Raw genomic sequence first — 20,504 nt, 5'->3', positions numbered from 1 at the left:
TTTGGGTGAAAGGAGGGAGGAGAGAGCGGCACAGACGCGCCGCCCCCGTTTTGATCGGGCCGGCGTTAGTCGGCCAGGGTCTCTTTTACACCATCAGGATAGGCCAGACTGTCACCATCCATTGTGTAGCCTGCTTCTTCCAGCATCGTTTTCGCAACGTCAGACCCTGCCTTGAAGTTGTCGACAACATCCTTGGCGTGCCAGAATTCAAGCGCCGGTGAAACAACCGAGTTTGATGCAACCGCAAAGCCCTTGAAAGCAGCGTTTACGATCAAGCGGCGATCTACAGCAGAGGAAAGTGCCGAGCGGAAGGCCGGATCATCGAACGGCGGGCGGCGGTTGTTAAAGGCCAGATACCGGAAACCGATGTCGACGGTTGATACGACTTCCAGATCACCATCCGCTTCTGCGGCATCAACCAGAACTTGCGGGTCACCGGAGAAATCGGTCAGGAAGTTCACCTCGCCCGAACGCAACATGCCCAAAGATGCTTCGGCGTTCGGCACAAAACGCAGGATCCAGCGCTCTGCCTTTGGTGCGTTGAAGTGATCGGCGTTTGCACTCAGAACGATCTCTTCGTTGGTGATCCAACGGTCAAACTTGTAAGGGCCTGACCCGATGGGCATCTCTTCCTGATAGCTCTCTGCGTTTTCCTCTTTGGTCGACAGGTCGGCAAGGATCGGCTCCCACACGTGCTTGGGGATCAGGTTGATCTTGGCAAGGCTGGAGATGATGAAAGACGCAGAGGGGGTTTCAAGCGTGAAGACCACGACGTTTTCGCCCTCGATTGCGATATCGCTGATGCCCTTGCCGAACGGCGAATACATCGGCGCTTCACCACCAACCGTTGTCTCAAACGAAAACTTGACGTCTTCGGCGGTCAGGGGTTCACCGTCATGCCACTTCATATCATCGCGCAGGGTCACGGCGATGGTTTTATCGTCGCGCCATTCATAGCTGGTCGCGGCCCATTCTGTGGGCAAGCCGTCCGGCCCAACGCGGAACAGGCGGTCATACAGCAACTCGGTAATCCAGCTGTCGGTCACGCCGGAGATATAAAGCGGGTTCACCGCAATCACGTTATCGGCGGAGTTGGCAATGATGTCTTTCTGGTCGCCCTTGGGGGCCAGCGACAACCACGTCCATGTGTTACGGATACCGATGCCCGACTGGTTCACAACCGATGCTGCATCCCAGATTGTGTTGTCAAAGGCAAAGGCCTGCTCGGGGTGCACCAGCATCATGTTGGGCTGGTCTTTGGCCAGAATTTCCTGCGCCTGACGGACAAGCGCCTGACGCTCTGTCGGGTCAATCGTCACACGCTGCTTTTCAACCAGCGCATCATATTCGGGGTTGTTGTAGCCGATGAAGTTATAACCGGACTCCGCTGTGGTGGAGTGGAAAAGGTTATAGATAATCTCGTCGGGGTCGGAGCGTTCGGGCCGGCCGGTCATCTGCCACGCGGTCACGTCCCAATCTTCGCGGTTGTACCAAACCTCGGATGACATCTGCTCCCACGGCATGACGTCAACTTCTACGTCCAGACCCAGTTTGCGCCATTCCTGTGCAATAAGTTGAACGGCCTGAAATTCTGCCGGTTGCGCCGCCTGCGGGCGCGAAAGCAAATGGATCGTGCGGATTTTGTCCTGCGCCCATGTCGGTCCGGCAAGCATCGCCATGCTCATCAGCGACGTAGACGCCAGCTTTAATAGAGTGTTCACAATATCTCTCCTGTTGTCGTCGACCCATCGGGCCAGTCAGCATGCAAATGTTCCGGAACAACGCGCGCAGCCTTGCGGCCAAACTCCAATCCCGTACATTCTTTCGCCGGGCAGTCCGGCGTTATTCTTGGTATTGACGAACAGTCCCTTGTGTTTTACTGAGTGAGACAGAACGAAATTACTTTATTCAGTAAAACACGATTGTCGAAAAAGACAATACACTTTTTTGGAGCGACCATGACAAACGATGCAGTTACCCCCCCTGCCCAGCGCAAATCGTATAAAATTGAGGCAGTGGGGCGGGCACTGAATGTTCTCGAGGCTCTTGCCGAAAAACCCGGCCTTGGCGTGACCGCATTGGCCAATGAAATGGGCCTGACGAAATCTATCGTTTTCAGACTGTTACAGACACTCGAAGAAGCAGGTTATGTGCACCGCGACGCAGAACGGGCAACCTTTTCACTGGGCTACCGCGTTGCCCTGTTGGGCGAACGCGTGGGCCGCGATGGGGCTTTGCTGCATGTCGCCCCGCAAATCATGGACGAGTTGCGTGATGAAACTGGCGAAAACGTCAATCTGGTCATCCGCGAAGGGAATTATGCGCTGGCCCTGGCGACTCGCGAAGGGTTGCACGCGATCCGTATGTTCGCGCAAACAGGGCGCAAGGGGCCATTGCATGCAGGCGGCGGCTCAATGTTGTTGCTCGCCTATGCTGAACCCTCCATTCTAGACCGCGTCCTCACGTCCGAAATGCCCAGCTACACGAATCATACGATCACGGACCCCGAACAGCTCAGCAAAATCCTGCACCGGATTCGGGCCAACGGGTACAATGTGGCGCTGAACGATCTGGATGATGGCGCATTTTCGATCGCCGCCCCGATCTTTAACGCATCCGGTGAAGTGGTGGCCGCCCTTTCAATCGCCGGTGCCGCCGTGCGCCTCGATGAGCAAAGACGCGAAGCATATATCGAAGCGGTGAAGGCTGCGGCCGACAAAATCTCCACAAAGCTCACCCTCGGCTGAAAATCCAAACACCGCGCCTTCGGGCAATCGCGCCGCTTGCCCGACTCAAACCTCTCTGCTAGCGTTTTACCAAATGCAACATTGTTTTATTCAGCAAAACATAGGAGAGAGAAATGAACCAGACAGAAAAAGACCTGCTTGAACAGGTGACAATCGATGCGCCCTGGGCCTTGGTCGAGAGCTTTGCGACGTTCAAGCGCGAGCATCCCGATGACGTCAATCGCGGAATGGATGAAGTTGTCGACACACTTCGCGGTCATGGTGTCGAGGTTCAGGTGCACGAGCCGGAGCTCTATCTCAGCCTGCCCGGTCAGGCGCGTGTCGAAGCGGATGGCACAACGTTCCGCGCCAAGCCTCCTGCCTATGCTGTGAACACACCAAACGGACTAAGCGGCCCGCTGGTCTATATCCCCGGCACCACCAACATGGACGAGGAAGACGCGTTCGAAAGCCAGTTGGAAGCCTCTGCCGAGATGGAAGCGAAGGTGCGCGGCAAGATCGTGCTGACCGAAGGTTTCGCCAGCCCCGCGATCATTTCGTTGATGGACACATGCGGTGCCATCGGTGTGATCGCGATCAACCCCGGCGTCGATATCCACTGGGGTATCTGCACGACCATCTGGGGCACGCCCGGCACGGATGATCTGCCGAACAAGCCAACCATTCCCGCCGCCGCGGTCAATTTCGAAAGCGGTCAGGCCCTGCGTGCAATTGCTGAGGCCGGTGGTGAAGCCACGATCTTTACCGAGATGGAAGAAGGCTGGTTCACCTCAAAACTGCCTGAAATCACGATCCCGGGCACTGAAGAGCCAGAGAAATACGTGCTGCTGCACGGCCACCTCGACAGTTGGGATGTGGGTGTCGGCGACAACGCAACCGGTGACGCCAGCATGCTGGAAATCGCCCGTGTATTGTGGGCCAACAAGGACAAGCTGCGTCGCACGGTCAAAATCGTCTGGTGGCCCGGGCACTCCACCGGCCGTTACGCGGGATCCACATGGTATTCCGACACCTTCGCGCTGGATCTGGACGCCAACTGCGTGGCGCAAGTGAACTGTGACAGCCCCGGCTGCCGCTGGGCCACGGAATTCCTGAATGTGTCTGTCATGTCGGAGAACCACGATTATCTGGCACAGGTGATTAAGGACGTTTGCGGCAAGGAATTGCATTCCGAACGCCCCCACCGCGCGGGCGACTATTCTTTCAACAACATCGGCTTGTCCGGTTACCTTATGCTGTCCTCTGCCATGACAGACGCACACCGCGAAGAACTGGGATATTACGCTGTTGGTGGCTGTGGCATGAACATTGCATGGCACACCGAGAACGACACGCTTGAGATCGCTGACAAAGACATCCTGTTACGCGACATCAAGGTGTACCTGCTCGCCGTATTCCGCAACGCAAACGCTGCGGTCTTGCCGCAGGACTGGCGCGCGACGGCCCGCGAATTTCAGGACACGCTGGCGACCTATCAATCCGAAGCCGGCGATGCGTTCGACCTTTCAGACGCCAAAGCAGCAAGCAACAGTTTGTTGAGCAAGCTTAACGCGTTCTACGATGGTGTCGCCGATGGGTCCGTCAATGAGGCGCGGGCGAATATCGTGATCCAAGACCTCGCTCGCATTCTGGTGCCGCTTAACTTCAACCGCTCGGACCGGTTCCGCCATGACCCTGCGCTGACCATCCCGCCCCTGCCCGCCTTGGATCAGGCCAGCAAAATCGCCGCGACACCGGCAGATTTGCAGGGGTTCGGACGCACTCAACTGGTGCGTGGGCAGAACCACGTGATCGCAGGCATGCGCTCCGCTGAAACCCTGATCGAACGCGTTGCCGGGGTTTGATGAAATCAGGCAAAGCGCGGCGGGTCATCCCCCTGCGCTTTGCCTCGACGAACACGCGTTTGGCGCCGCAACCTGCCCCTATTTCGTCGGCATATGCGCGCGCCGCAGCTTTTCCCAATCAAATTCGACCCCGATACCGGGTATCGACGGGGCAACGGCCATGTGATCCTCGATCACAAGAGGGCGATGCGTGTATTCATCAATCGGAAAGCTGTGCACTTCGATCTGCCCTGCGTTCGGCTGGGCCGAGACAAGACTGACGTGAAGTTCCTGCATGCCGTGACTGCAAACCGGAATGCCGGCGTCGCGCGACATTTCAGCAATCGCCAGCCAACCGGTAATGCCCCGACAATTGGACGCGTCCGGTTGGACATAGGACAAGCGCGAATTGTCGAACGCGTGGCGGAATTCCTGCTCTGTGTGCAGGTTTTCCCCCATGGCAAGCGGACAGCCTGTCACCTCTGCGATATGGCCGTAACCGGCATAATCGTCAGGCTCTATCGGCTCTTCGAACCAGACAACACCAAGGTCGTGAAACGCATGGGCGGCAGTGATGGCTTGTGCAAGAGACATGGAGTAATTGGCATCGACCATGAAATCCACATCGGGACCGATCAGATCAATTACGGCACGTGCACGTTCAAGATCCTCCGCAAGATCCGGTTTGCCCACCTTAATCTTAACGCCATTAAATCCCTGTTCGATATAACCGCGCACGCTGTCCAGCAGTTTGGGCAGGGGGTAGTTCAGATCAATCCCGCCCCGATAGGCGGCACACCGGTCCGCAGTGCCCCCTGCAACCTGCCACAACGGCTTGCCAAGCTGGCGGCACTGGGCATCCCAAAGCGCGATGTCGATGGCCGCGATTGCAAAACTGTCAATCCCGCCACGCCCGACATAGTGGATATGACGCCCCATCTGTTCGTAAAGCGCCGGAATATCGCCCGCATCGGAACCGATCAGCCACGGCTTTAGATCATGGTCGATCATCGCCTTGATCGCATGCCCGCCCTTACCACCGGTATAGGTATAGCCCGTACCACTGGTCCCATCCGCAAGCTCAAGTCTTACGATGACCAGCTCAAAGAACGTATGATCGCCATGCATGGCGTCGCTCAGCACTTCCTTAAGCGGCAGCGCAAACAGGTGACTGTCCATTTTCGTGATCTTCGCCATACCGCCACTCCCACGCCGGATTAGTTTGTTTGGTCAGACCATAGTATGCAGCACCGCCTATTTCTGTCAACGATAGGTCCACTAACTTGCATTTGGTCTATCCAATAATCGTGATTGATAAGCTTCTGCATCCGTGGGAAACTGCGTCAATGGCTAGTGAAACACCTGAAACACCGTGTAAAAAGCCGCTGCGTGATCAAAGCGCAGTCGCGACAGTCGTGTCCGCAATCGAGGCACAGATCTTTTCGGGCGAGTTGAAGAACGGGCAATCCCTGCCCGCCGAACGCAGCATCGTCGAACAGATGAAAGTCAGCCGTCCGGTTGCCCGCGAAGCCGTCAAGATTCTTGAGGGCAAAGGGTTGGTGAAAGCCGCGCCGCGTCACCGGCCAATGGTGCGCACGCCGGATGTCGGCACTGTTCTGGGCATGTTGGGCGGGCTTGTCGGGCATCTGACACACGCCAGTGGCGGCACCCGCCAAATTTTCGACCTGCGCATTTTTGTCGAAGCGGGCCTTGTCCGGCTTGCTGCTGAAAAGGCGAGCAAAGAACAGATTGCCCGCCTGAAGGCCGCTCTGAAATCGAACGAAGACAGCATCGACGATTCGCTGGCATTCTATGAAACCGACCGCGCGTTTCACAGACTGCTTTACGACGTTGTCGACAACCCCGTGTTTCCCGCGATCCACACCGCGTTTTCCGATTGGCTGGATGTCCGCTGGCGACAGATGCCGCGAGATCCCGAACGCAATCGCACGAACTTCGAAGCCCATAAAAGCATTCTTGATGCAATTCTGGACCGCGATCCCGATCGCGCAGAGGACGCATTGCGCGCCCACCTTGAATCCGCTTGGGATCAGGTAAAGCGCAGTTTCGACGATCTTTAACACCCCCCAACGCACTCCGAAAACCTGCTGCGCCGCCCCCCCCGTTTTCGCGACGACAGGCGGCATCACCGGAACGCGCGGGCCGCGCGCATAAAATTGGTATGTCCAAAGAAGGCAAGCCGCCGGACTTGAGACAAATGGAGAGCACAATTGACTCGCCCCCTTATATTTGGTCTTACCAAAAGCAGAGGATGAACTCCGCCAGCACCAAAAGGGAAATTGTCATGTCAAACCAAATTACCGCAGCTTTCTACCGTGGCGATCACCGTTTCTCGGTCGAAACGATTGACGCAGCCCCGCCCGCCAAGGGCGAAGTCGCGGTGCGCATCGCCTACTGCGGGATTTGCGGTACGGACATGCACGTGTTTCACGGCAACATGGATGCACGTATCGGTTTTGAACGTGTGATCGGGCATGAAATGTCCGGCACCATCGACGCCGTTGGCGCGGGTGTCGACGGTCTTGCAAAAGGCCAGAAAGTCGTCGTGCGTCCCTTGGATCATTGCGGTGATTGTCCGGCCTGCGACGCCGGCCACCAACACATCTGTCACAACCTCAAATTTCTTGGCCTCGACACCCATGGTGCCTTTCAGGAAATCTGGACCGTGCCTGCGCATACCATCCACACGCTGCCCGATGATATGCGGCTGGATCACGCGGCGCTGATCGAACCTGTGGCTGTTGCCTGTCATGATGTGCGCCTGTCGGGGCTGACCAAAGGCGAGGATGCGGTGATCATCGGCGGCGGCCCCATCGGTGTGCTGGTCGCCGCAGTGGCGCGTGCGGCGGGGGGCAATGTTATTATCTCGGAGGTGAATGAAAACCGTTTGGCCATCGCGGCCAAGATGGGTTTTGACACGGTGAACCCCGCCAAGGAGGATCTGGTCGAAACGATCCAGAAACGTACCGGCAACAAGGGTGCCGATGTGGTGTTCGAAGTGTCGGGCAGCCAGCCCGGTGTTGACGCGATGACAGCGGTGGCCGCGGTGCGTGCGCGGATTGTGATGGTGGCCATCCATGCACAGAAACCGCAGATCGACATGTTCCAGTTCTTCTGGCGCGAACTGGAGCTGAAAGGGGCCCGCGTTTACGAACCGCAAGACTATGACAAGGCGATCCAGCTGGTCGCGGGCGGTGAAATCGACGCCGAAACCATCATCACCGATGTCGCGCCGCTGGCCGACATCCAAAAAGCGTTCGAGGCGCTCGACGCGTCACCCACTGCACTGAAAAGTCTCATCAAGGTAGGAGCATAATAATGACAAACCTGTTTGATCTGTCCGGCAAGACGGCCCTCGTTACCGGATGCAAACGTGGCATCGGGCGCGGCATCGCCGAGGCCTTGGCAGCAGCTGGCGCAGATATCATCGGCGTCAGCGCCTCACTTGAACTTGAGGGCAGCGATGTCGGCAAGGCGGTCACGGATTTAGGCCGGTCCTTCAAGGCGTATCAATGTGATTTTGGCGACCGTGCGGCACTGACCGGCTTTATCGCGCAGCTGGAAAAAGATGGCGTCGCCCCCGATATCCTGATCAACAACGCCGGCACGATCCGTCGCGCACCCGCTGCCGAGCATGGGGACGACATCTGGGACGAGGTGATCGAGGTGAACCTGTCGGCGCAATTTGTGCTTAGCCGCGAAATTGGTCGGGGCATGGTTGAACGGGGCGCAGGCAAAATCATCTTTACCGCGTCGCTGCTGACATTTCAGGGGGGCATTACGGTGCCGGGCTATGCGGCTTCCAAGGGCGGCATCGGTCAGCTGACCAAAGCGCTGGCGAACGAATGGGCTGGCAAGGGCGTGAACGTCAATGCCATCGCACCGGGGTACATCGCGACGGACAACACCGAAGCCTTGCGCAATGATGCGGATCGCTACAAGGCAATTCTGGAGCGCATTCCAGCGGGTCGTTGGGGCACACCCGAAGATTTCGGGGGCCCTGCGGTTTTCCTTGCGTCTAAAGCCGCGGATTATGTGAACGGTGAAATCCTCACGGTGGACGGCGGCTGGATGGGTCGCTAGGCACCCCCGCCATAAGTGGATCAAACCAAGTCGTGGCGGCGCATACGCGCCAAGTCCGATACCAAAAATGGGTCTAACGGGCGACATGTAAAAAAAATGCGGACCAGCCGTCCCTAACCGGCTGGTCCGCAAAGCTTTATACCGTCGATCATCTCCGTGTGATCGCGTTAGCGCAGGGCGGTAAGGACCGTGCCGCTTCAGGTCTCGCCAAAGCCTTTTGGCACCGGCAGATCCGGCAAGCCTGCAGCCCGCTTTTGCAGGGCACGCCCGATGACCACACGGCTGATTTCTGTTGTGCCATCTACAATCCGCAGCATCTGCGCCAGCCGTGACAGCCGGTCCAGCCCGTAAGGCTGCAAAAGCCCCATACCGCCAAGCACTTGCGTACAGGTGTTGGCAGCCTTCACCGCCGCATCCGGCACAAACCGTTTTGCATGCGCCGCCATCAACGGCCCTTCCGGTGTGCCCAGCGCTTCGGCGGCTTTGCGATACAGCAGCTTGGAAGCTTCGAGATCGGTCGCAACCTCGCCCAGCATCCATTGAATGCCGTCCAGATCAAGGTTCTTGCCCCCGAACATCTTGCGGTTCTTGGAATAGGACAGCGCGGTATCCAGTGCCGCCTGCATCAGTCCACAGCACCCCGACGCAATGGAAACCCGTGCAATGTCGATCGCCATAAGCGACCCTTGCAACCCCTGCCCGATGGGAAGGATGATGTTGTCTTCACTGACCACGACCTTGTCGAAATACATCTCCGACAAGGGCAGGAAGTTATAGGAGGGCGTGTCGTAACGCGGGCCAAAACTGATCCCCGGTGCATCGGCGGGAATGGCGATCATCGCCATGTCCTTGTGTCCGGGCGCATCGCTGGTCTTGACCACGGCAAAGTAGATATCCGCCTCGGTCGCCAAACTGACCCATGCTTTTGCGCCGCTGATCGTCCATGTCCCGTCCCCGTTGATCTGCGCACGTGTGTACATCTGCATCGGATCGGACCCCGACTGCGGCTCGGTCAGTGCAAAATTCGCCAGCTTACGCCCCGAGGTCAAATCACGCGCCCAGGTTTCCTTGAACGCATCGGCGCCATATCCGCAGCCTGCAAAGGTGCAGATATTGTGCATCGAGATGGCAAAAGCATAAGCCCCGTCGCCCAGACCAAGCTGTTCGTAAACCTGAATACCTTCGGACAACGGCAACCCCTGACCGCCCCATTCTTCGGGGGCATAGAGACCGGTCAGGCCAGCGTCCCCCGCCATATTGGAGGCCTCGCGCGGCCAAGTCTTTGCAGCGTTCCAGCTGTCCACATTGGGTGCGATGACATTGGTCGCATGATCATGGGCCGCGGCGAGAATTTTATCCAGTTTGTCAGACATTCGAATGGTCCTTTTCATGGCAACACCTGTCACATATCGCCAACCGAACGGAACGGTTGACGACATGCACAGGGGGCCTGTTTTCTTAGCAAATCTTTCGTTTCTCGTTACAAAATATCAACTTAAACACGTGGCAGCTATCTCGCGAGGTGACAGCGCCTTGTCCGAAAGTGACAAAATCAGCCTTCGGCATCCTGCCGCTTTCTGTAAGAACCGGGCGTGTTTCCCGTCCACCTGTGAAAAGCTTTGTGAAAACTGGCGGCGGAGGAAAACCCGATCATTTGCGCGATGCCCTCAACACTGCTTTGGCCGGCTTGCAGGTGACGGATCGCGATGTCGCGGCGCAGACCGTCCTTGATGTATTGAAACGACGTGCCGTCCGCCTCAAGCTTGCGGATCAAGGTGCGCGGCGTCATGTGCATGGCCCGCGCAGCCGCTGTCAGGTTTGCATGCTCCCAGCCGGTTTGACTTAGAAAGGCGCGCAGCCGCAATGACTGCGTGTGATCGCTGGAGCGCGTAAAGATCCAGTCGCGCGGCGCATTGTGCAGAAAAAAGTCCAGGTCATCCGCACTGCGCACCTGAACCGGCCCGAGTGCGGCCAGATTAAAAGAAAGTGCCGTGGCGTCGCAATCGAACGTCACCGGCGCGGGAAAGATAACGGCATAATCTTCGTCGAACGCAGGCCGCGCAAAAGCAAAATCCACCGCCTGAACAGGCACTTCATATCTGGCCAGCCAAGACATCAACCCATGTGCCAGCTTGAGGATCAACATATGCCCGAACCGCTGCGCTGTTCTGTCCGCTTGCGGCATAAGCCGCAGCTGCACTGTGGTATGCGTTTCCACCAGATCGAACTGATAATCATCAAGCAGCAGGTTCCAGAACGTCGAAAATCGGTAGAGCGCCGAGGAAAGCGAGGTCGCCTCGCGCACAGAGGTCAGCAAATGCTGCAAGGCCCGTGGGCGGATGGGACGCGACCAAAGTCCCATCATCTCGTCCCCTGTTTCAACAGCTGCCAATTGATAAAGGCAAACAATCTGATCCAGCGTGACCCGACCATGCGGCAGGTTCTGCCCGACCAGCAGCTCGGACCGCTGCAAAAGCGACGCAAATTGATCACCCGTGCACAAAGGGCGCAAGGCATCCAGCCAGTCCGCGATGAACTGACGGGAAACCGTGGAATATAGCGGTGAGGATGCACTGGTCATTCTACGCTTGTGGCTATCATCGAATGAGACGGCGCAGAACCCCGTTCGCACAACGAAAAAGCCCGCCGTGAGGGCGGGCTTTTGTAACGTCGGGCGCTCGTTGGAACACCGTCAACTGGCGTCGGGCTTATTTGCCTTTGGCAAGAGAGTCGCGGATTTCCAGCAGCACGTCCAATTCAGAAGGACCGGTTTCGACTTCCGGTGCCACTTCGTCAGGTGTTTCTGCCTGTGCTTTGACGCGGTTCACCATCTTGACCAACATGAACACTACAAACGCGATGATCAGGAAGTTAATGATCGCTGTGATGAAGGCACCATAGGCGAAAATTGCCGAACCGGTTTCGCGTGCGGCTTCCAGTCCTGTGCCCGCTGGCACATCGCCCGACAGCACAACATACATCGCGGTGAAATCAACGCCGCCCATGACCAGACCGATAATCGGGTTGATCAGATCGCCCACAAGCGATGTCACGATGGCCGTAAACGCCGCACCGATGATGATACCAACAGCCATGTCCATGACATTGCCCTTGGCGATGAAATCTTTGAATTCTTGAATCATTACTTGTCCCTTTGTGATCGACGCGCGTCCGCTGCTTGCTCAGTCGGTTCGCCGCCGCATATGCATTACCACATGAATGCACATCGGTAAGACTGTTTTTCAGGGGAAAAACCCCTACCTAGCATCAATAATGCACTCAGGAGTACGATATGACTGACCTTACCCCATTCCCGATTACCAAAAAGTGGCCTGCACAGGATCCGTCTGCCTTGCAGCTTTATTCGTTCCCGACGCCCAACGGGGTCAAGGTTTCCATCGCGCTTGAAGAAATGAGCATCCCTTACGAGGCGCACAAGGTGACGTTGTCGGATGCCGATGTGAAAAGCCCTGAATTCCTGTCCCTGAACCCCAACAACAAGATCCCCGCGATTGTCGATCCCAACGGGCCCGACGGCACGGCCGTGGGGTTGTTCGAATCCGGCGCAATCCTGATTTATCTGGCGGAAAAATCCGGCAAATTCATCGGTGCCACCGCGACCGAGAAAGCCCAGACCCTGCAATGGTTGATGTTTCAGATGGGCGGCCTTGGCCCGATGCTGGGACAGCTCGGGTTCTTTTACAAATTCGCCGGTTCGGAGTGGGAAGATAAACGCCCGCAAGACCGCTATATCAACGAGGCCAAGCGTCTGTTGGGCGTGCTTGACCGTGAACTCGCGGGCAAAGACTGGATCACGGGAAACTATTCCATTGCAGACATGGCGATTGCGCCCTGGCTGCGGGCACTGGATTTTTACGAAGCCAAGGACGTGCTGGGCTGGGACGATCACAAGAACCTTGTGGCCTACCTTGACCGCTTCACCGCGCGCCCTGCCGTTCAGACAGGGCTGGTTACACCGCCGCGCGATTAACCGTTTGCATGGTCGGGCATGCCAGCCCGACCTGCCGTTTCTTAGGCGGGCAAGCCACCCGTCAGCACATAGCGCAAGATCTGCACAACCTGCGCCGGTTCGGACGCCACAGCCAAAGCCGCCGCATCGACTTCTTTCAACGCATGCTGATGATCGGGGCCGTGCAGGATGATCAGCGACTTGCCCAAGGCTGCCGCGTATCCCGCATCAAACGCGGCGTTCCACTGTTTGTACTGTTCGCCAAAGCGCACCACGACAACATCCGCATCCGCAATCCCCTTGCGCGTGCGGATCGCATTGATCTGCGCGCCTTTGCGGTCATGCCAGAACTTGTCCGGCTCTTCGCCCAGTATCGCCACACCGCAATCATCGCTGGCCCCGTGGTCCGTGACGGGGCTGTCAAACGTCACATCCAGACCTTTGGCCCCATCGATAATCTGTTCACGCCAGTCCGTGTGAATTTCACCCGACAGATATACTTTCAACATCTAACTCTCCGCTTTGCTTGCGCCATACCTAGCACGCTGACCGCCAAGGTCTATGCGCGCCGCGCAACGATATAGCGGCTCATCTTCGGGTGACTACCGGTCTCGATAATCTGGAAACCCGCGCTCGTGATCATCGCCTCCAACTCCTGAAACGACAAACGTCGTACAAAGGGGGCCATCCCCACCAATCGCATGACAGGGATCATCGCCGCGAAAGCAAAACGCATCAGCCCGATAGAGGGTTCACCCAAACAGGGTGTCTTGGTGATCAACAAGGCACCGGGTTTCAGATTGCCGCTGATCGTTTTCAGGATTCCTTCCAAATTTTCGGTCAGGTGAAAGATGTTGAACCCCATCACCACATCCATGCCCGCCGCATCCTGTGCCGCCTGCACGGCCGTACGCACCTGAAACTGCAGGTTTTCCACCCCTTCGACATCGGCTTTTTCCCGTGCGATCCGCGTCATTTCCGGCGAGATATCCGTGCCGGTAAAGCGCGCCACATCACCGGCCAACAACAGCGCGGTTGATCCCGTGCCGCTGCCAATCTCAAGCGCATGGTCCGCAGGCTTCAAATAGCTGCGCGTGCGCTCCAATGTATACTCATAGGCGGCTTTGTCCTTGATGGGAGACGCCGCGTATTTCACCGCGTGCTTGTCCCAAAATTTTGATGCTTGCGTCATGTCGCTCTCCTTTCAATTACCATACCCGCGTATGGATAGGCGGTGAATTGACGAAAAACGCAGGATATATATACATATACGCATGGATCTACAGCAAACCGACTGGAACCACCTGCGCGCTTTCCTTGCCACTGCCGAGCAGGGATCGCTTTCGGCGGCGGCGCGCGCCCTGGGTCTGACGCAGCCCACTCTCAGCCGCCAGATTGCAGCGCTTGAAACCGCGTTGGACCTGATGCTCTTTGAACGCAACGGCCGCACCCTGACGCTGACCGATACGGGCCGCGAATTGTTGCGCCATGCCCGCGACATGGGCGGCGCGGCGACCCGCCTGTCGCTGTCGGCCAGCGGTCAACGCTCCGGTCTGGGCGGGGTGGTGCGGATCACCGCAAGTGATGTCACCTCGGTCTATGATCTGCCCGAGATTGTGCGCGAGATCCGTTTGCGTGCGCCGCAAATCACGGTCGAGGTCGTTGCGTCCAATGACATCGAAAACCTGATGGAGCGTGACGCAGATATCGCCGTGCGCCATGTCAGACCGGACCAGCCCAATCTTGTTGCACGGCTATTGCGCGAAAACAGCGGCTATTTCTACGCGTCGACCTCTTATCTTGAGGCGCGCGGCAGGCCGGAAACACTTGAGGATCTGAAACAACACGACTGGATCGCCTTGGGGCCGGTTCCGCGCATGCACGGGTACATGATCGGCATGGGCATACCGATTACGCCGGAGAATTTTCGCCTCATCTCCGAAAACGGCGTTGCCGCATGGGAGATGTGCAAGGCCGGTCTTGGCATCAGCCCGATGGCCGCCCACGTAGCAGCAAAGGCGCCCCAGCTCGAAAAAATCCTACCCGAGAAACTACACGTGACCTACCCTATATGGCTGGTCACGCACCGCGAAATTCACACCAGCCCGCGCATCAGGCTGGTGTTTGATCTGCTTGCCGAACGGCTGAGCTGACGCGTTAACCGCGCAGCACACCGCCAGTCGCTTTTGACACTTTCTCGATGACCTTCGCCCCGACCGCTTCGATATCGGCGTCTTTCAACGTCTTGCCCTCGGGCTGCAATCGCACGGTGATGGCCAGTGATTTCTTGCCCTCACCCAGACTACCGCCGATGAATTCGTCAAACACCCGCACATCGGTGATCAGCGCCTTATCAGCCCCCATCGCCGCATTCACCAGCGTCAACGCCTCGACCTGCGCGTCAACAACAAAGGCAAAGTCACGTTCAACCGCCTGCAAATCGCTGATTTTAAGCGCAGGACGCGTGGCACCCGACTTGCGCGGCAACGGCACCTGTTCAGGCCACAGGGTGAACGCCATCGCAGGGCCTTTCACATCCATCGCGGCCAGAATTTTGGGGTGCACTTCGCCATAAATGCCCAGCACCTTTTTCGGGCCCAGACAGATCATGCCGTGCCGTCCCGGATGCCATTCGTTGGACGTGCCGCGCAGGATTTGCACCCGTGCAGGCGCACCCATCGCGGCCAGAACCGCCTCCGCATCCGCTTTGACGTCATAGACATCCACAGCGCGCGACGCCCCATGCACGTCTTTCGGACCGGTGCGCCCGATCAACAAACCGCTGACCAACGCGTGCTGTTCTGTCGGTTCACCGCCGTGAAAGGCGGGCCCGACCTCGAACAGGGCCATATCGGCAAATCCACGCGCCTGATTGCGCGCCGCCGCCGCCAGCAAACCGGGCAGCAAGGCCGGGCGCATATGGCTCATATCCGCGCTGATCGGGTTTTCCAGACGGGTTTCATCCGTGCCGCCGCCGAACAGGGCGGCTGATGCCTGATCAATAAAGCTGTAGGTTACACATTCGTTGTACCCCAAGGCCGCCGCCGCCCGCCGCGCCGCAACTTCACGCCGTTGCATCGGGGACAGGATCGGACGTGGCACGCCCGCGCTGATCCGTGGCAATGGCACCCCTTCCAACTTGGTCAGGGAGGCGATCCGCGCCACTTCTTCCACCAGATCGGCAGAACCCTGTACGTCGGGACGCCAGCTGGGCACATGCGCCATGTCGCCCTCAAGCGTGAAACCGAGCGCGGTCAATGTTGCGCGCTGCGTCTCGGCCGGAATGGTCATACCGACCAGCGACTGCACGCGATCCGTATCCAGTTTATAGGCGCGGCTGGTATCGGGGATTGCCCCTGCAACCACCACATCAGAAGCCTCACCGCCCGCGTGATCCATGATCATCCGCGTTGCGTGTTCGATGCCATGCGGCGTCCACTCGGGGTCAATCCCGCGTTCAAAACGATAACGCGCATCCGAGTTGATCTTGAGCGCACGCCCCGTGTACGCAGTGCGCACCCGATCGAAATAGGCCGCTTCAAGAAACACATTTGTGGTCTCTTCGGTACAGCCCGTCGCCAGACCGCCCATCACACCACCGATGCTTTCAACACCATTGGCATCGGAAATCACGGTCATTCCTTCGGCAAAGGTATATTCTTTCTCGTCCAGCCCCATCAGGGTTTCACCACCCTTAGCACGGTGCACGCGCAGGGCATTGCCAGCCACCTTATCCGCATCAAACACGTGCAGGGGGCGGTTGCGATCATAGGTGAAGAAGTTGGTCACATCGACAAGAAACGAAATCGGCCGCAAGTCGATCGCCCGCAGCGCATCCTGCAACCATGCCGGCGACGGCCCGTTTTTCACGCCCTTGATCACACGACCATAGAACACCGGACATTGCTCAAGCGTGTCCTCGTCGATCGTAACGCTGACCGGACAGGGGAATGTGCCCGCAACCGGTTCGCAATCACGTGCCTTTAACGTGCCCAAGCCCCGCGCGGCCAGATCGCGCGCAATGCCGCGCACGCCCAAAGCGTCAGGGCGGTTCGGCGTAATCGCAATCTCGATCACCGGATCGACCTTGGCCGGATCATGTTCGGCCAGCCAATCCACAAACGACTGCCCGACCTCGCCAGAGGGCAGTTCGATGATGCCGTCATGCTCTTCGGACAGCTCCATCTCGCGCTCGGATGCCATCATGCCGAAACTTTCGACACCGCGGATTTTGCCGACGCCAATCGTCGTATCAATCCCCGGCACGTAAACACCAGGTTTCGCGACAACCACGGTGATCCCCGCCCGCGCGTTCGGTGCACCGCAAATGATCTGCATCACGCCTTCGTCGGTCTCGACCTGACAGACATTCAACCGGTCCGCATCGGGATGTTTCTCGGCGGATTTGACATAGCCGATGGTAAAATCACGCAGCCGCGCCCCGCGATCCTCGACGCCCTCAACCTCAAGGCCAAGATCGGTCAGGGTTTCGCAGATTTCATCGACCGTGGCCGTGGTATCCAGATGGTCTTTCAACCAGGAAAGCGTGAATTTCATGTCTCAATCCTCGTGCCTATGCTTGGGTTCAGTCGGTATCGCCAAACGGGGCGGGGATCAATGCAGGAACAGGGCAGTCACACGCCTGACCTGCAAAGATGATGTCGTTTCAGCCCAAGCCGCCGTAGGGCGGGGTTCACCCCGCCTCCTCGCAAACCAAACGCGGCTATTCTTGCCCGCGGTCAGCAAGCTCATCATAATTATGCATCCGGTACAGCCGTATTTCACACCACAGCCGCAAACTCGGCTTGAGGGCAAACAGCACAGATCCGACCAGAAACAACCAAGTACCAAAGGTCACCCATTGCTCTGAAAAGAACATGATCGACCCGACAATAAACAAGGTCGCGGCCCCGAAATCCGCCAACGTATGGAACAATTCAAACAGCGCATAAAGCCGCCGGCTTTCTTCGCTCGCTTGTCGCGTCTCGTGTCTGAAAAGTTTCATCTGAAAGGCACCTGTTACCGCGACAAACCACCATGCAAATTCGGCTGATCCAACGACGCGAAGCCATAGTGCCGCAACCAGCGCAGATCTGAATCAAAGAACGCCCGCAAATCCGGTATCCCGTATTTCAGCATCGCAATCCGGTCGATCCCCATACCAAAGGCAAAGCCCTGCCAGACCTCAGGATCAATCCCGCCCGCCTGCAACACTTTCGGATGCACCATGCCGGAGCCCAGCACTTCCATCCAGCCGTCGCCCTCGCCAATCCGCAACTGGCCGTCGACCCATGAACACTGGATATCCACCTCGGCCGAGGGTTCCGTGAACGGGAAGTGCGAGGCGCGAAAGCGTGTTTTAATGCCGTCGATCTCGAAAAACGCACTGAAAAACTCTTCCAGCACCCATTTCAGGTTCGCCATCGAGATGTCTTTATCAATCGCCAGCCCTTCGACCTGATGGAACATCGGCGTGTGCGTCTGGTCGTAATCGGCGCGGTACACACCGCCCGGACAGATGATGCGCAGCGGCGCGCCTTCGGCCTCCATCGTGCGGATTTGTACGGGCGATGTATGGGTGCGCAAAACATGCGGCGGGCGATCGTCGCCTTCCGCACGCGCCATGTAAAACGTGTCCATCTCGGCCCGTGCAGGGTGGTGGCCGGGAATATTCAGCGCGTCAAAGTTATACCAATCCGTGTCGATGCGCGGCCCTTCGGCGACGGAAAACCCCATCTCGGCGAAAATCGCAGTCAGTTCCTCTGTCACTTGTGACACCGGATGGATCGAACCCACCCGTTGTGCGCGGACTGGCAAAGTCACGTCCAGCCATTCGGACCGCAGACGCTCGTCCAGCGCCGCATCGCCCAATGCCGCCTTTTTCGCGGCCAAGGCCGAGTTGATTTCATCTTTCAGCGCATTCAACGCGGGGCCGACCGTCTGGCGCTCTTCCGGCGTCATCTTGCCCAGTTCGCGCATTTTCAACGCGACTTCGCCCTTTTTGCCAACGGCAGCCAGCCGGATATCTTCCAACGCCGATTCATCGGCGGCATCTGCAACCAGCTTCAGGTATTTTTGCTTGAGATCGTCCATCGGGCACCCTCGAAATTTGCTTGGTTTGTGCTACTTGCCGTCCTTTGGAAATGCAACCCACCGACAACGAGGGCGGCGGGCTCTTATCCACAGAAAATGTCGTGCCATCCGCATCGTTTCACGAACGCGTCCTTGGTCAAACGCCATATAAGGTGTTAGCCTTATCCAGATCCGCTATATATCGCCCGCTACTCAAGGAATCTCTCGTGCCCCCAGCCCCACGCTCACGCCCCGCAAACCGCCCGGGGACAATCCGCGCAGTGGTCGGTGGTGTGGCATTGATGCTTTTGGGCGTCGGGGCAGTGACCGGTTTGCGCGTGGCCGTCGCCGACGCCCCGCCCGCTGTGATGCAGACCGACAACACAACCCCATCCGATATCGCGCTGCGGGCCATGGCATCATTGATCGCCCCGCCCGCGCCGGATGCCTTTTCAATCGGTGACCTTCCACAAGAAGCACCGGTTTTGCTTTCTGCGGGCACAACCTCGGGGGAGGACTGTGTTCAAAACCTCGACAAGTTTCTATCCTCGGCAAAAGTCCCCTTCGATGAAAACTCCGCAGAGATAACCGTCGATGCGGTGGCCTTTCTGGAACAGGTCAGCGACAGGATTATGGGGTGTGATAACGCCTATGTCGTCGTGGCCGGACATGCCGATGGCAGCGGCGACGACGCCGTAAACCTCGCGTTAAGCTGGGAACGCGCCGATCGCGCCTTGAACACGCTGTTGTTGCTGGGCGTTGATCCACTTGCTGTCGAGGCTATGGGTTTCGGCGCGCGCGCACCCTTGTCGCAAGGGTCCAATATCGATGACGGTGCCGACCGTCGCGTGGATTTCAAAGTGATGCGAAAACCCTAAGCCTTTGGTTTCAATTCCATTCTCCCCCTTGAGAACGAACGCGCAGCACCCCGCCCCAACGTCACCTTTTTTGGCTGGAACCATCCCTCCTCTACACGGTTTTATTCAGAAGCAACATCATCAGGCGGTCGCCTGCCGATGTCTGTTGGGTTTAGAATACGGAGAAACAAATGAATATTTTGATGGTACTTACGTCACACGACGCACTCGGCGACACGGGTGAAAAGACGGGCTTCTGGCTCGAGGAGTTCGCAGCACCTTACTACGTCTTCAAGGATGCTGGCGCGACGGTCACCCTCGCCTCGCCCAAAGGGGGGCAGCCCCCTCTTGACCCCAAAAGCGATAGTGATGACGCGCAGACCGATTCAACGAACCGCTTTAAAAATGACAAGGAAACGCAGGACGCATTGGCGCACACCAAGGTGCTTTCTGACGTGACGATCGACGGGTTTGATGCGGTGTTTTATCCTGGTGGGCACGGTCCCCTGTGGGATCTTGCGACAGATGCAGACAGCAAACGCCTGATCGAGGCCTTCGCGGCGGCCGACCTACCCGTGGCTGCGGTATGTCACGCGCCCGCCGTGTTCAAATCAACAAACGGGCCAGACGGCAAACCGTTGGTTTCCGGCAAACGGGTCACCGGATTTACCAACACAGAAGAAGACGGCGTTGGCCTGACAGATGTGGTCCCCTTCCTGGTCGAGGACATGTTGAAGGAAAACGGCGGCCATTACGAAAAAGGCGACGACTGGGCGTCCTTTGTGCTGACAGACGGCAAACTGGTGACGGGTCAAAACCCGGCATCTTCCGAAGCGGCAGCAGAAGCTTTGCTGAAATTGCTGAAATAAGCGTTGATTGTTGCGGATGCGACGTAGGCTTCGCATCCGCTATCCCTTACAAACGGCAAAAG

The 20,504-nt window shown here is 57.8% G+C and carries 19 protein-coding genes; 9 read left to right on the top strand and 10 right to left on the bottom strand.

Annotation, left to right across the window (positions count from 1 at the left end):
• Window positions 1-65: 65 nt before the first annotated feature.
• The gene (locus tag Z947_RS0105865; RefSeq protein WP_037938726.1) at window positions 66-1,721 is read right to left on the bottom strand and encodes an ABC transporter substrate-binding protein; all 1,656 of its coding nucleotides are present in this window, start codon (window positions 1,719-1,721) and stop codon (window positions 66-68) included.
• A gap of 237 nt (window positions 1,722-1,958) precedes the next feature.
• Between Z947_RS0105865 and Z947_RS0105860 the strand changes: the two genes are divergently transcribed.
• Window positions 1,959-2,747: an IclR family transcriptional regulator gene (locus Z947_RS0105860; protein WP_025043380.1), complete on the top strand. Its 789-nt coding sequence runs from the start codon at window positions 1,959-1,961 to the stop codon at window positions 2,745-2,747.
• Window positions 2,748-2,860: 113 nt separating this feature from the next.
• Complete coding sequence (locus tag Z947_RS0105855) at window positions 2,861-4,591, top strand: M28 family peptidase (RefSeq protein WP_025043379.1); 1,731 nt, start codon at window positions 2,861-2,863, stop codon at window positions 4,589-4,591.
• Window positions 4,592-4,669: 78 nt separating this feature from the next.
• Here the strand turns inward: Z947_RS0105855 and Z947_RS0105850 are convergent, their stop codons facing one another.
• Window positions 4,670-5,767 carry a mandelate racemase/muconate lactonizing enzyme family protein gene (locus Z947_RS0105850; protein ID WP_025043378.1) on the bottom strand — a complete coding sequence of 366 codons (1,098 nt, stop codon included), beginning with the start codon at window positions 5,765-5,767 and terminating at the stop codon, window positions 4,670-4,672.
• A gap of 149 nt (window positions 5,768-5,916) precedes the next feature.
• On the opposite strand from Z947_RS0105850, the gene Z947_RS0105845 reads away from it, so the two are divergent.
• The 3 genes from Z947_RS0105845 to Z947_RS0105835 all read left to right on the top strand — a co-directional run bounded on the left by Z947_RS0105845 (window position 5,917) and on the right by Z947_RS0105835 (window position 8,674).
• Complete coding sequence (locus Z947_RS0105845) at window positions 5,917-6,651, top strand: FadR/GntR family transcriptional regulator (protein ID WP_025043377.1); 735 nt, start codon at window positions 5,917-5,919, stop codon at window positions 6,649-6,651.
• 224 nt (window positions 6,652-6,875) lie between these two features.
• On the top strand, window positions 6,876-7,907 hold the full coding sequence (locus Z947_RS0105840; protein WP_156026625.1) for a zinc-dependent alcohol dehydrogenase: 1,032 nt from the start codon (window positions 6,876-6,878) through the stop codon (window positions 7,905-7,907).
• Between the two features lie 2 nt (window positions 7,908-7,909).
• A complete protein-coding gene (locus Z947_RS0105835) occupies window positions 7,910-8,674 on the top strand; it encodes an SDR family oxidoreductase (RefSeq protein WP_025043375.1) in 765 nt (254 codons plus the stop codon).
• 197 nt (window positions 8,675-8,871) lie between these two features.
• Here the strand turns inward: Z947_RS0105835 and Z947_RS0105830 are convergent, their stop codons facing one another.
• From Z947_RS0105830 to mscL, 3 genes are all read right to left on the bottom strand, one after another.
• Window positions 8,872-10,047, bottom strand: a complete 1,176-nt coding sequence (locus Z947_RS0105830; protein ID WP_025043374.1) for an acyl-CoA dehydrogenase family protein — start codon at window positions 10,045-10,047, stop codon at window positions 8,872-8,874.
• Between the two features lie 179 nt (window positions 10,048-10,226).
• Entirely contained in the window at window positions 10,227-11,255 is a 1,029-nt protein-coding gene (locus Z947_RS0105825) for an AraC family transcriptional regulator (protein WP_025043373.1), read from the bottom strand.
• Window positions 11,256-11,382: 127 nt separating this feature from the next.
• Window positions 11,383-11,817, bottom strand: coding sequence for a large conductance mechanosensitive channel protein MscL (mscL, locus tag Z947_RS0105820; RefSeq protein ID WP_025043372.1), 435 nt, complete (start codon window positions 11,815-11,817; stop codon window positions 11,383-11,385).
• A 149-nt stretch (window positions 11,818-11,966) separates the two neighbouring features.
• On the opposite strand from mscL, the gene Z947_RS0105815 reads away from it, so the two are divergent.
• Window positions 11,967-12,665 carry a glutathione S-transferase N-terminal domain-containing protein gene (locus tag Z947_RS0105815; RefSeq protein ID WP_025043371.1) on the top strand — a complete coding sequence of 233 codons (699 nt, stop codon included), beginning with the start codon at window positions 11,967-11,969 and terminating at the stop codon, window positions 12,663-12,665.
• A 41-nt stretch (window positions 12,666-12,706) separates the two neighbouring features.
• On the opposite strand, the gene Z947_RS0105810 is transcribed toward Z947_RS0105815, so the two are convergent.
• Complete coding sequence (locus Z947_RS0105810; protein ID WP_025043370.1) at window positions 12,707-13,153, bottom strand: YtoQ family protein; 447 nt, start codon at window positions 13,151-13,153, stop codon at window positions 12,707-12,709.
• Between the two features lie 50 nt (window positions 13,154-13,203).
• Window positions 13,204-13,836 (bottom strand): class I SAM-dependent methyltransferase, encoded by a 633-nt coding sequence (locus tag Z947_RS0105805; RefSeq protein ID WP_025043369.1) that lies wholly within the window; start codon window positions 13,834-13,836, stop codon window positions 13,204-13,206.
• Window positions 13,837-13,918: 82 nt separating this feature from the next.
• Between Z947_RS0105805 and Z947_RS0105800 the strand changes: the two genes are divergently transcribed.
• Window positions 13,919-14,797: a LysR family transcriptional regulator gene (locus Z947_RS0105800; RefSeq protein WP_025043368.1), complete on the top strand. Its 879-nt coding sequence runs from the start codon at window positions 13,919-13,921 to the stop codon at window positions 14,795-14,797.
• 4 nt (window positions 14,798-14,801) lie between these two features.
• Here Z947_RS0105800 and pheT read toward each other — a convergent pair whose 3' ends face one another.
• From pheT to pheS, 3 genes are all read right to left on the bottom strand, one after another.
• Entirely contained in the window at window positions 14,802-17,201 is a 2,400-nt protein-coding gene (gene pheT / locus Z947_RS0105795) for a phenylalanine--tRNA ligase subunit beta (protein ID WP_025043367.1), read from the bottom strand.
• A gap of 166 nt (window positions 17,202-17,367) precedes the next feature.
• Entirely contained in the window at window positions 17,368-17,649 is a 282-nt protein-coding gene (locus Z947_RS0105790; protein ID WP_025043366.1) for a YrhK family protein, read from the bottom strand.
• Window positions 17,650-17,663: 14 nt separating this feature from the next.
• A complete protein-coding gene (pheS, locus tag Z947_RS0105785; protein WP_025043365.1) occupies window positions 17,664-18,737 on the bottom strand; it encodes a phenylalanine--tRNA ligase subunit alpha in 1,074 nt (357 codons plus the stop codon).
• 206 nt (window positions 18,738-18,943) lie between these two features.
• Here pheS and Z947_RS0105780 point away from each other — a divergent pair, with 206 nt between their 5' ends.
• Window positions 18,944-19,594 carry an OmpA family protein gene (locus Z947_RS0105780; protein WP_025043364.1) on the top strand — a complete coding sequence of 217 codons (651 nt, stop codon included), beginning with the start codon at window positions 18,944-18,946 and terminating at the stop codon, window positions 19,592-19,594.
• 170 nt (window positions 19,595-19,764) lie between these two features.
• Window positions 19,765-20,442, top strand: a complete 678-nt coding sequence (locus Z947_RS0105775) for a type 1 glutamine amidotransferase domain-containing protein (protein WP_025043363.1) — start codon at window positions 19,765-19,767, stop codon at window positions 20,440-20,442.
• Window positions 20,443-20,504 lie beyond the last annotated feature (62 nt).

The organism is Sulfitobacter geojensis (genome assembly GCF_000622325.1).
In the GTDB taxonomy this organism is placed as follows: domain Bacteria; phylum Pseudomonadota; class Alphaproteobacteria; order Rhodobacterales; family Rhodobacteraceae; genus Sulfitobacter; species Sulfitobacter geojensis.
The sequence above is the reverse complement of the archived record's forward strand: the minus strand, read 5'-3'. Positions and strand labels throughout refer to the sequence as shown.

Coding starts and splice junctions, on each gene's coding strand:
- Z947_RS0105860 (WP_025043380.1), top strand. CDS start 1,959: ATGACAAACGATGCAGTTACCCCCCCTGCCCAGCGCAAATCGTATAAA.
- Z947_RS0105855 (WP_025043379.1), top strand. CDS start 2,861: ATGAACCAGACAGAAAAAGACCTGCTTGAACAGGTGACAATCGATGCG.
- Z947_RS0105850 (WP_025043378.1), bottom strand. CDS start 5,767: ATGGCGAAGATCACGAAAATGGACAGTCACCTGTTTGCGCTGCCGCTT.
- Z947_RS0105845 (WP_025043377.1), top strand. CDS start 5,917: ATGGCTAGTGAAACACCTGAAACACCGTGTAAAAAGCCGCTGCGTGAT.
- Z947_RS0105840 (WP_156026625.1), top strand. CDS start 6,876: ATGTCAAACCAAATTACCGCAGCTTTCTACCGTGGCGATCACCGTTTC.
- Z947_RS0105835 (WP_025043375.1), top strand. CDS start 7,910: ATGACAAACCTGTTTGATCTGTCCGGCAAGACGGCCCTCGTTACCGGA.
- Z947_RS0105830 (WP_025043374.1), bottom strand. CDS start 10,047: ATGTCTGACAAACTGGATAAAATTCTCGCCGCGGCCCATGATCATGCG.
- Z947_RS0105825 (WP_025043373.1), bottom strand. CDS start 11,255: ATGACCAGTGCATCCTCACCGCTATATTCCACGGTTTCCCGTCAGTTC.
- mscL (WP_025043372.1), bottom strand. CDS start 11,817: ATGATTCAAGAATTCAAAGATTTCATCGCCAAGGGCAATGTCATGGAC.
- Z947_RS0105815 (WP_025043371.1), top strand. CDS start 11,967: ATGACTGACCTTACCCCATTCCCGATTACCAAAAAGTGGCCTGCACAG.
- Z947_RS0105810 (WP_025043370.1), bottom strand. CDS start 13,153: ATGTTGAAAGTATATCTGTCGGGTGAAATTCACACGGACTGGCGTGAA.
- Z947_RS0105805 (WP_025043369.1), bottom strand. CDS start 13,836: ATGACGCAAGCATCAAAATTTTGGGACAAGCACGCGGTGAAATACGCG.
- Z947_RS0105800 (WP_025043368.1), top strand. CDS start 13,919: ATGGATCTACAGCAAACCGACTGGAACCACCTGCGCGCTTTCCTTGCC.
- pheT (WP_025043367.1), bottom strand. CDS start 17,201: ATGAAATTCACGCTTTCCTGGTTGAAAGACCATCTGGATACCACGGCC.
- Z947_RS0105790 (WP_025043366.1), bottom strand. CDS start 17,649: ATGAAACTTTTCAGACACGAGACGCGACAAGCGAGCGAAGAAAGCCGG.
- pheS (WP_025043365.1), bottom strand. CDS start 18,737: ATGGACGATCTCAAGCAAAAATACCTGAAGCTGGTTGCAGATGCCGCC.
- Z947_RS0105775 (WP_025043363.1), top strand. CDS start 19,765: ATGAATATTTTGATGGTACTTACGTCACACGACGCACTCGGCGACACG.